This window comes from Streptomyces sp. NPDC055140 (assembly GCF_053607285.1).
In genome coordinates this window covers 47,091-57,125 of sequence record NZ_JBSGTG010000042.1, presented here as the reverse complement: position 1 = coordinate 57,125, position 10,035 = coordinate 47,091, and the positions used below count along the sequence as shown (strand labels likewise).

General features: G+C 68.1%; 7 protein-coding genes and 2 pseudogenes. 4 read left to right on the top strand and 5 right to left on the bottom strand.

Going from position 1 to position 10,035, the window contains the following annotated elements; all coding sequences use genetic code 11:
• Nucleotides 1–151 precede the first annotated feature (151 nt).
• Nucleotides 152–613, bottom strand: a complete 462-nt coding sequence (locus tag ACWFR4_RS42840; protein ID WP_453469219.1) for a hypothetical protein — start codon at nt 611–613, stop codon at nt 152–154.
• Between the two features lie 359 nt (nt 614–972).
• Nucleotides 973–2,208 carry a PP2C family protein-serine/threonine phosphatase gene (locus tag ACWFR4_RS42835; protein WP_453469220.1) on the bottom strand — a complete coding sequence of 412 codons (1,236 nt, stop codon included), beginning with the start codon at nt 2,206–2,208 and terminating at the stop codon, nt 973–975.
• Nucleotides 2,209–3,133: 925 nt separating this feature from the next.
• Between ACWFR4_RS42835 and ACWFR4_RS42830 the strand changes: the two genes are divergently transcribed.
• The 4 genes and pseudogenes from ACWFR4_RS42830 to ACWFR4_RS42815 form a co-directional block, all read left to right on the top strand.
• A complete protein-coding gene (locus tag ACWFR4_RS42830; RefSeq protein WP_453656898.1) occupies nt 3,134–3,613 on the top strand; it encodes a VOC family protein in 480 nt (159 codons plus the stop codon).
• Nucleotides 3,614–3,705: 92 nt separating this feature from the next.
• Nucleotides 3,706–4,170: a hypothetical protein gene (locus tag ACWFR4_RS42825; protein WP_453656897.1), complete on the top strand. Its 465-nt coding sequence runs from the start codon at nt 3,706–3,708 to the stop codon at nt 4,168–4,170.
• 247 nt (nt 4,171–4,417) lie between these two features.
• Nucleotides 4,418–4,641, top strand: a pseudogene (locus tag ACWFR4_RS42820) (helix-turn-helix domain-containing protein); the annotation flags it as partial.
• A gap of 15 nt (nt 4,642–4,656) precedes the next feature.
• Nucleotides 4,657–4,857 (top strand): annotated as a pseudogene (locus ACWFR4_RS42815) (DUF899 domain-containing protein); the annotation flags it as partial.
• Nucleotides 4,858–4,973: 116 nt separating this feature from the next.
• On the opposite strand, the gene ACWFR4_RS42810 reads toward ACWFR4_RS42815, so the two are convergent.
• The 3 genes from ACWFR4_RS42810 to ACWFR4_RS42800 all read right to left on the bottom strand — a co-directional run bounded on the left by ACWFR4_RS42810 (nt 4,974) and on the right by ACWFR4_RS42800 (nt 9,966).
• Nucleotides 4,974–6,266, bottom strand: coding sequence for an RICIN domain-containing protein (locus tag ACWFR4_RS42810; protein ID WP_453656896.1), 1,293 nt, complete (start codon nt 6,264–6,266; stop codon nt 4,974–4,976).
• A gap of 34 nt (nt 6,267–6,300) precedes the next feature.
• Complete coding sequence (locus ACWFR4_RS42805; RefSeq protein WP_453656900.1) at nt 6,301–8,457, bottom strand: RICIN domain-containing protein; 2,157 nt, start codon at nt 8,455–8,457, stop codon at nt 6,301–6,303.
• A gap of 135 nt (nt 8,458–8,592) precedes the next feature.
• The gene (locus ACWFR4_RS42800; protein WP_453656895.1) at nt 8,593–9,966 is read right to left on the bottom strand and encodes a ricin-type beta-trefoil lectin domain protein; all 1,374 of its coding nucleotides are present in this window, start codon (nt 9,964–9,966) and stop codon (nt 8,593–8,595) included.
• Nucleotides 9,967–10,035 lie beyond the last annotated feature (69 nt).

Sequence of the window (10,035 nt, the reverse complement as noted above, 5' to 3'; positions counted from 1 at the left end):
TGTGGGGGGGGGGGGGGGGGCCCTGCCCGGCCCCACCCCCCCCCCCCCCCCCCCCCGCCCCCGGCCCCCCCCCCCCCCCGCTGGGGGGGGGGGCCATCGCATGGCCGAGGCGAGCTGCTCACCCCCTGAGGAGGGTGAGCAGCCAGGAGGGTCAGTCGATCCGCTCGAAGAGCTCCGCGCCCTCTTCGTCCCGCGCGACGTCGAGGACAACCTTCTCGAGCTCTCCGGTGAACGCGAACTTACCGTCGTAGCTGGGCGAGGACGGCGACACCGTGTCCCGGCCGACGTCGAGGCCCTGCCATCCGAAGAAGTGCGGCAGGACCTGCGGCATGTCCGTCTCACCGACCGGCTTCCCAGATACGTACACGCGACCGACGCCCTGCACATCACCGGTCTTGATGAACTCGAAGGTCAACTCGGCAGCACCGAGCGGGAGTTCGTCCTCCGACGTCACCGTATAGCGGGTGCCGAGGAAGTTGTACTCGAAGACGAGCCGGTTGTCCTTGACGTACAGGACGTATCCGCTGCTGATGTTGCCCAGGGACACCAGGACGCCCTCGTCGGCCGCGGCGGCCCGGTCGACGAACGCGGTGATGCGGTGTGCGCTGTTCATCACCGGTGGCACGCGGCGCCGGCAGATGGGCTATGCCGGTCGCGCCCCGGGGCTCTGGAGCCGCACGACGGACGGCTCCGGAGTCTCCCGGTCGCCCCCTGCCCCGGGGGTGCAACATGCTCCAGACATCGTTCCTCCCACCGCGGGCGGCTGTTCCTCGGCGAGTGATCATGCATCCACCCGCGAGCTGGAGGGTACGGCCCATCGCTCCGGAGCACGTCAGAGACGACGGCCGCCCCGCCAAAGGGGCCGCCGTTACCGTCTCCCGGTTCGACCACGCGCAGATAGGCGCCCGGCAGCGCGGCGAGTGCAGCAAGAGGTTCAGAGAGCGCCATCAACATGGCGGCCTCGGCGCGCTGTCATAGGCACACGACGATCAGGGCAATGTCGTCCTGGGCGCCGCCAGCCACACCGAGGTGGGCCAGCAGGGCGTCGGCGAGGCGGTCTGGGCTCAGGTGGGCATGACGGGCGAGGCCGTTGGTGAGCCGGTACAGGCTTGCGTCGATGTCCTCGTCGCGGCGTTCGATGAGCCCGTCCGTGTACAGGACGAGGACGTCACCGGGGGTGTAGCTCAGGGTGGCCTGGGGACGGAGGACGTGTTCGGGACGGGCGCCCAACGGGGGGTCGGTGGCCTGGTCCAGCAGGTCGCTGGTGCCGTCGGAGTGAACCAGGACGGGCGGAAGGTGACCGGCGCTGCTGTAGGCGATCCGCTGATGGTGGGGGTCGATCACGGCCTGGGCGGCGGTGGTGACCAGCGCGCCCTCGACCGATCGGGCGTACAGGCCCAGGACCTCCAGTGACTTGGCCGGCTCGCGGAGGGCACGGACGGCGGCGCTCAGCGCGCTGCGGAGCATGCCCATGACGGCGGCGGCCTCCAGGCCATGGCCGACTACGTCGCCGACCGCGACACCGAACGAGCCGTCGGGCAGATCCACGACGTCGTACCAGTCGCCACACACGTTCAGCGACCCGACCGCGGGCAGGTAGCGCACCGCGATATTCCGGTGCCGGTCCAGGTCGGGCGAGTGCAACATGGCCTCCTGCAAGGCGACGGCGATCTGGCGTTCCCGGGCGTGCGCCTGGCGCAGTTCCTCGTTGAGCCGCTGCAGCTCCCGCGCCCGCGCGTACAGCTCGGCCTCCATCGCCACCCGCTTACCCTGCGGTCCGCCCGTCGGGTGGCCCGGGCGGGAGCGGACGAACTCGGTCACGTCCTCCACACGGTGGATGATCCACGCCACCTGCCCGTCCGGCCCCAGCACGGGAGTGTTGATCGGCGACCACCATCGCTCCTCGAACGCCCCGGGCCGGGACGGAACGGGGATGTCGTACTTCTGCACCGCCATCGTGTCCGGCTGCTTCGACTGCAGCGCCCGGTGCAGCGAGGCACCCAGATTCCGCACCCCGTCCGCGGTAGCGTCCGCCGGATTGTCTGGGAAGGCATCGAACAGGTACTGGCCGACCAAGTCCTTCCTGCTCCGACCGGTGGCCCGCAGGTACGCGTCGTTGACGTCGACAATCACCAGGTCCGGGCCCAGCACCAGATATGGACTCGGCGTGGCCGCGAACAACGCCTGGTAGTCAATGCTCTGCTCCACGGGCTTCACACCCGGCCTTTCCGCTGCCCAAGGGGACTCCCGCCAATTCGGTCCCGGGACAAACCCGGGCCTCCAGACGGTCACCCAAGCCTCAGCGGGACAATTCGCCGTCCGCCGAGCGGGCAGTCACGGATCGGCACTCCGGACGAGGCCACGCGCACGTCGGACATGTGCACCCCCGGGGGCGGCTGACTCTTCGCAGTCCCTCTTCGTATTGTCGCAGTGCTGAGCGAGCCGCACCTTGTACGAGATAGCCACGAGGACGGTCCGCGGGACGGGTGACGAGGACGGGCCGTCCAGAACTGCAACGACCGGCGAGGGCGAACTGTCCAGCAGCTCACAAAGCGGTTGCTTGACTCCGTGCCTGACGACGCGATGCTGCTCCCGCGGCCGTCCAAGTCTTGCGCACGCCGAGTCTGAACTCATTTTCAGAGAGGATCCAGGGGGCTGTCGTCTCGACGACGGACAGCTCCTCAACAGCACTGAAGGTAGGTAGGTTCCCGGGGTCTCTGGTCAGAGGCCGACAACGGCGCGCGTTCGGCTGCTGTCGGCAGATCAGCCCTGCCTGTGCCTCACCTCGCGGCAAGACCCTCGGCGGTGCACCCGCGGGACGCACCCCGGGGTTCTTCCCGGGTGCACCGTGTACCCCATCGGTCTAACGTGGAGATGTAGGTGGCACGGGGTTGACACCGCAACAAAGCTGCTCAAGGACGGGCACTTCGCCGCACGGGGAGCAGCCGGAACTCCTCGTGGAAGAGATTCGCCCGGGCTTCCGCTCCCTTCGGTAGAACGTGCCTAGACCGTGCCCGACCGACGGCATATGCCCTCGCGCGGCGGGGCGTCAATACCGACCGCTCGGCCGCCCAGAGCTGCGCGGCCACGTCGTCCTCTTGGATTTCTGGGCATCGGGCGCAGGAGAACGATTATGAGCACTCAAGAGCAGGGCGACGCGCAGGGCGGCGTCAAAGCGCCGACCGTGGATATGAAGATCGAGGTCCACGTCATCCCCGTCGCTGACGTCGACCGTGCCCTGCGCTTCTACCAGAGCCTGGGATGGCGGCTCGATGCGGACTTCGAGGCCGGCCCGGAATTCCGGATCGTTCAGCTGACGCCGCGTGGGTCTGAGTGCTCGATCATCTTCGGCCGCGGGGTCGTCTCCGCCGTGCCTGGATCCGCAGAGGGCTACCTCGTGGTCTTCGACCTCGACAAAGCCCGCGCCGACCTCGCCGGCCGCGGTGTCGAGGTAAGCAAGATCTTCCACAAGGTCTACGACACCGGCGCTGAAGTACGGGTCGACGGCCGCGATCCAGACGGCCGCAGCTACGCCTCCTACGCCTCGTTCAGCGACCCGGACGGAAACGGGTGGGTACTGCAAGAGGTGCTGGAGCGGCTACCTGGACGGTGACGAGCTGCAACGGTAGGACTTGCTGAGGGTCCTGTACTGGTCTGGTGCCTGTGGCTGTTTGCCTGCGGGCAGCGGCGGGGATTGCGTGGAGCATGATCCGAACCATTGTGCGCGGCTGCGCCGCGGGGGCCGCGGGGACGACCGCGTTGAACGCCGTGTCCTATGCCGACATGGCTGTGCGCGGCAGGCCCGTCAGCAGTGTGCCGGAAACTTTGGTGGACACGATCGCTACCCGGATGGGGCATCCGCTCCGGGACTCGGCCGAAAAGGGCAACCGGCTCATCGGTCTCGCAGCGGTGACGGGTGTCGCCGTGGGATGCGGGACGGGCGCCGCTGTAGCGCTGGTCCACCGGGCAGGCGCTCGGATGCCCCTCTGGTTGGGAGGGGCTCTTACCGGAGCATTGGTGATGGCCGTCGCCGACGTGCCGATTGCCCGCCTCGGGGTCAGCGATCCTCGTACCTGGTCAGTCGGCGACTGGGCCTCGGACGTGGTACCGCACCTTGTTTTCGGCCTGGTCACCTACGGCCTGGTGACCGCATGGGATCAGCAGCCGTGACCTTCGCCGCCACCATCTGACCTGCTTGGTGGGCCGGCGCAGCCTCGAGCCTGCGCGACATCCCTGGGAGCGCCCTGATCTCGGGGCAATCGGCCCACGTCTCCACCGCACAGTGGGCGGCCCGCGCCCCGAGCACGAAGGACGGACACCGCCGCCACACCTCCCAGCTGACGACAACTCTAGAGATCTTTAAGGGTGTGGGTTACGTGGCGTCGCGACGGCTGTCGTGGGCTGCGCTGTGCCGGATCAACTGCGTGTTCTGAAGGCGGTGTTGGATGCCGGTCCGGCCGCTGCGGGCTGGGGCGACCAGTGCTGGACTCTGGCGAGGATCGCCGAGGTCGTGCACTGTCGGTTCAGGGTGGAGTGGAGTACACGCTGGCCGGGCTGGACCTGCTGCTGCACCGCATCGGCTGGAGCGTGCAGGTTCCCTCCCGCAAGGCCACCGAGCGCGACGAGGGGAAGATCGCCGCTTGCGACAAGGCGTGAGAGGACAATCTCGAGGGCTGGCCCGTGATCGGGGATGTCCGCGAGGGGCACCCGTCCAAGGGCCGCCAGGCCTGCTGGTACTGGCGCTCGGACGCCGACGGCATCGCGACCTGTAGGCCGACCAGCCGGCCCGTGCCGCAGTTGAGCCGCACCAGCGCAACTCCCGTGGAGACCCTCGGTCGACGCGGCTCCAGACGATGACGATGCCAACGGCCCCCACGCGCTCGATCGCGGCCCGCCAACACCGGCAGGGAAAGGAGGGTGCCCCGTCGCCGGCCTGCGGCGGGGCACCCTCCTACTGCCTCCGATCTGATCGGTCAGGACTGTGCAGTCAGCGTGAAACTCTGCGCAGGTGAGCCGTCGCAGGTGCGTTGGGTGAGCTGTGTGCTGTTCGTTGCGGCGCTCGCCGCCGTCAGGCACTTGGCGCTGTGTCGGGCGGTGAAGTGGTAGCGCCCGGCACCTTCCTTGACGGGCAGCCATTGCTGGTTCTGCCCTCCGGCGTAACTCCATAGTTGCAGCGGCGCCTTGTCGGCGACCGAGGCGTCGGTGACGTCGACGACCTGTTGCGGGTTGACGCGGATGCCGACCTGCCGGTATCCGCCCTCGGTCGAGCGGAGCCGGAACTGCTGCGCCTGCGTGCCGTTGCATGCGTACTGCTGGATCGCCGTCCCGTTCGCCGTGGCAGCCGAACGGGCGTCCACACAGGTGCCGTTGCCGGCGTTCTCCAGCGTGTACCAGGCGGTCTCGGAGATCGAATCGCCCGGCGGGGTCGTGGTGTCTGCGCCGCCGAGCCACTTCAGCCCGTCCAGCAGGAACCGGTTCTGGGTCTCACTCGCAAACGTCGACGACAGGCGGGTGTTGGTGTCGTAGTTCATCGCGTTGTGGCCGAAGTTCGCGTACAGCATCTTGTACTTCGTGTTGGTCCACAGGATCGGGTAATAGCCGCTGTACCAGGACTGGTTGGGATCCGTGCCCAGCGGGAAGCTGCTGGGGTCGACGGAGGCAAGGATCTTGATGTCCGGGTTCTGCCGAAGGTCGTTGGACCAGCTGTACCACTCGCTGACCGACGAGGTGAACGTGGCCGGCAGGTTCTTGGTGGACGGTTGGGTGCGGTCCTCGACCTTCAGGACTGCGGTCGTCGGGCCCCAGGTGTTGGACTTGAAGTTGCCGCTGCCGAGGAACTGGTTGTGGTACCACGGCCAGCCGGCCGCGTCGGTGGTGAAGGCCGAGACGTGGAAGCCCATCCAGGCGCCGCCACCGCGCATGTACTGCTCGAATCCTGCCCGTTGGGCGGCCGTCTGCGGCAGGTCGTCGAGGAACAGCACGACTTGGTAGGCGCTGACGCCGCCGTTGCTGAGCAGGTCCCAGTTGTTGCTGGCGGTGTAGGTGAATCCGTTCGCCGCGGCCTGCTTGGGGAACCAGTCGTTCGCCTCCTTCTCGAAATCTATGTGCGCCGCGTCCCAGGTGCCGCTGTACAGCGCGAGCACCTTGAACGGGGCGGCCGCCGTGCTCGCTCGGGCTGCGGGCGGTGCCGCCAGGGTGAGCAGCGTCGCCAGCAGGAGGAGGACTCGCAGGGCCACGCGCGCCGAGCCGGATCTGAAAGTGTGCATCGTTGGGTCGGTCCTTTCCAGGCTGGTCACGCGCTCACGGGTAGCTGACGAGGTTGGCGACGTTGGTGGAGGAGTTGGAGGGGCCGCCCCGGTCGTTGACGACGTGCCGGATGGTGCCGGTGCCACCCAGTGCGACCGTCACCATGTCCTTGAAGCGCACATTCGGGTTGTTGGGCGCCTCGATGGCGTGCTCGGCGGCGACGCCGGGGTTGACGTTGAAGTAGCAGTAGCTGCCGAAGCCGTACACCTGGTGGCTGGTCACCGAGTTCGCCACCTTGTAGGCGGCGTAGCCCTGCGTGGAGCCGTTCATCCAGGCTGCCTGGTTGGGCGGGTCGTACGGCATCTCGTTCTGGTAGAAGTACGTGCGTCCGCCGTTGCCGTTCCAGATGGTCTGGTGCTTCTGGTAGTGCTCGACGAACAGGCCGTACATCGTCGCGTCATCGCCGTTGACGACGAGCCCGGTGTCTGCGGTGTTGCTGGTCCAGCCCACCCCGCTGCCGTGGTCGGCTCGCCAGAGCCACAGGTGGTCGCCGATGACGTCGTCGCTGTTGATCGTCAGGCTGGTGGTGGCCTTGCCGACTCCCGCTCCGCCGATGCGGAAGAACACGTCGTGCAACGCGCTGGGGTCGGCGCTGTGGTCGGCGGAGGAGCCGCCGGGGCCCATTTCCATGAGTTGAGCGGAGTTGGTGGTCCCGGCATCGACCAGCAGACCGGCGAGCTGGACGCCGTTCACGTCGGCGACCGTCATCGCGGTGATGCCGTTGTCGGGGATGAGTGTGGCGAGACCGAGCCCCAGGACGACGGTGTCGGGTCGTGTCACCTTCAGAGTCTGGTCGAGGTGGTAGACCCCGGGCGTGACCAGGAGGTTCTTGCCCTGCGCGAGTGCGTTGTTCATCTGCGCCGCCGTCGCGCCCGGCTTGACCACGAAGAAGTCGTCGAGGGACAGTGACGCACCCGCAGGCGTGCCTGAACTCCACGTGGTGCCACTCGTGTCGGTGCGCACGGAGGGGACGAACACCTTCCAGGAACCTGCCGAGTCGACGTACAGGAACGGCTTCTCGCGAGTGACCGGCGCCTGGGCGACAGTGGTGTACGGCGGGCTGGGGAAGCTGTTCGCGGGAGCGTTTTTGGCGCCTACGAAGACCATGTTCCAGTTGGATCCGGTCCAGCTGCCCCACTCGGTGTTCCGCGACAGCCACTGCTGCTGCGAGCCCGAGTTGACCTGCCCGTCGACCTTCGTGTCGGCCATGTAGCCGCCACTGGACCAGCCGCCGTCGTCCAGGGCCAGGTTGCCGCGCAGGTGCATGCGCCGGTACGGGGCGGCCTGCGACACCGCCCAGCGGTCCGTGCCGCCCGTCGGGGTCACCGACAGATTCTCGGCCGACCGCCAGAAGTTCTGGGTGGCGTTCCCCTGGAACCAGTCGGCCTCGGCGTGCACCGCACCGCGGATGGTGACGTCGTCCGGGGACAGGCCGAGGCCCGCGACCTGCGTGTAGAAGCCGACGTTGGCGTTGGCGTCGTACGTGCCCGGCTTGAAGAGGAAGGCCTTGCGGGCAGTGCCGAACTGGTTGGTCTCCTGCTGCGCGAAGGCCGCGTTCAGGCTGCTCTGGATCGTGGCGGCGGGCGTCGACGGATCGAAGATGGTGACGTTCGGGCCGAGATCCGGGGTCCCGGGCGGCGGCGTGACGTCGACGGGATTGATGTAGAAGGACTGGGCCGCGGTGCCGTTGCACGTGTACTGCGTCAGCTGCACGCTGTCCGAGGTGGAGGCACTCGGCACATCGAGGCACTTGCCGCTGTTGCGGTTCACGAAGTGGTACGCGCCGCTCGACTCGGCGACGGCTTGCCACTGCTGGTTGGCGCCGCCGCTGTACGTCCACAGCTGCACCGGCGCGCTGTCCGCCGTCGAGACGTCGGTGACGTCCCATACCTTGCTGGCGTCGGCCCGGTTGCCGACCCGGGAGTACCCACCGGAGGTGGCCTCGATCCGCCACTGCTGAACCTGGGTGCTGTTGCAGGTGTACTGCTGGACGGCGGTCCCGTCCGTCGTCCCGGCGGCCCGCGCGTCGACGCACTTGCCGCTGCCCGCGTTGACGACGGTGGCCCAGCCGGTGGGCAGGGCGGCCGCCTGGGCGGTGACCGGCTCCCGGGCAACCGCGTTGCCCTGTGCGGCGACTGCCACGCCGGACATGCTGCTCGCCGTGAGTGCGAGCACGGTGAGCACCTTCGGTATCCGGTGGCGGCCGGAGTCTCTTCTCGATCTGGTGGGGGCGGCTGTGGATCTGAGCATGGTGGCCCTCCTGCGCTGATGGGGGGGTGGGGAAGGTCAGCCTGTGTACTTCGCGAAGACGCGCGTGTAGTCCCAGTTCTGCTGGCTCACGCCGGAGCAGCTGTCGGCGACGCCGCCCGTGCAGGGGCGGTCCCGGTTGACCGACCAGAACGTCAGTCGCGCCAGGTGGTGCTGCTGCGCGTACGCGAGGATGGTCTGGAAGTCGGCGACGGTGACCGTCTCGTTCTGGTCGGTGATCCCATTCATCGAGGAGATGCCCATGTCCCGGTACGCCTGGTCGTCGCTGTAGCCGTAGGCGTTCTTGAGGGCCGTCTTGAGTCCCTCGGCGGCGCGCTGGGTGAGCGTGCCCATGTTCTGCCCGGCGCCGCCGAAGTCGAACGGCATGATCGTCCAACTGTCCACGGTCAGGCCCGAGTTGGCGGCACGGTTGATGAGGCTGGTGTCGGGGCCGGACTGGCCGGTGCCGATGGTGACGTACACCTTGATGCCGGGGTTGTCGGCCTTGATGGTCTTGAGTGCGTCCACGGTGCGCTGCTGGACGGTCGGATTGCTGTAGGCGTCGGCCTCGATGTCGATGTCGATCGCTTTGAGCCCGTAGGCGTTGATGACCTTCTGGTACGCGCCCGCCAGCGCGCCGGCACTGGTGCAGGAACTCTCCAGCTTGTTGCCGCTGTAGCCGCCGAACGAGGGGATGATGTCACCGCCGTTTGCCCGCACGGTGTTCACGGTCTGCTGGTCGACGCCACCGGTCAGCGGGCGGCTGCCGTCCCACTGCGGATTACAGGTGCCGTTGCTGAGCACGAAGGCGAGGGTGAACCATTTGACGCCGGTGGCGTTCATGACCGTGGCCGGGTTCGGCGGGCTGCCCCAGCCGTTGTAGAGGTACGGGGCGACGGCCATCGGCGCGGTGGGGGTGATGCCGCCGGTGGGCGCAGTCCACTTCTGGTTGGCGGCGCCGGTGCAGCTCCAGATCTGGATCGGGGTGCCGTTCGTCGAGGTGTTGCCCGTGGCGTCGGCACACTTGTCGGCCTGCTGGTTGACGATGTCGCGGGCCGCGGAGACCGACCACTTCTGGTTCGCGCCGCCCGTGCAGTCCCACAGCTGGAGCTTGGCCCCGTTGACGGACGAATTCCCGGTGACGTCAAGGCACTTGCCGAGGGCTTGTATCGTCCCGTCGGAGCCGACCGTCCACTGCTGGGCGGCGGTGCCGTTGCAGTCGTAGAGCTGAACGGCCGCGCCGTTCGTCGAGCTCGCCCCGGCCACGTCGAGGCACTTGCCGGCGAGACCCGTGATCGTGCCGGTAGCGGCAGAAGCGGGCGCCGCACCGAAGGCGCCGGCGGAGACTGCGAGCAGCGTGGTGGTGAGCGCGCTGCGGATCACGGTGGAACGCGCGATGGATGGTCTGGTCATCGGGGATCACAGCCCTTCATGGGAGGCCGGCAGTGGGGGTCCCCCTGTTCACGTTGATGAACAGAGAGT

Excerpts from the sequence above, each read along its gene's own strand:
- ACWFR4_RS42840 (WP_453469219.1), bottom strand. The coding sequence starts at position 613 with ATGAACAGCGCACACCGCATCACCGCGTTCGTCGACCGGGCCGCCGCG.
- ACWFR4_RS42830 (WP_453656898.1), top strand. The coding sequence starts at position 3,134 with ATGAGCACTCAAGAGCAGGGCGACGCGCAGGGCGGCGTCAAAGCGCCG.
- ACWFR4_RS42825 (WP_453656897.1), top strand. The coding sequence starts at position 3,706 with ATGATCCGAACCATTGTGCGCGGCTGCGCCGCGGGGGCCGCGGGGACG.
- ACWFR4_RS42810 (WP_453656896.1), bottom strand. The coding sequence starts at position 6,266 with ATGCACACTTTCAGATCCGGCTCGGCGCGCGTGGCCCTGCGAGTCCTC.
- ACWFR4_RS42805 (WP_453656900.1), bottom strand. The coding sequence starts at position 8,457 with ATGTCCGGCGTGGCAGTCGCCGCACAGGGCAACGCGGTTGCCCGGGAG.
- ACWFR4_RS42800 (WP_453656895.1), bottom strand. The coding sequence starts at position 9,966 with ATGACCAGACCATCCATCGCGCGTTCCACCGTGATCCGCAGCGCGCTC.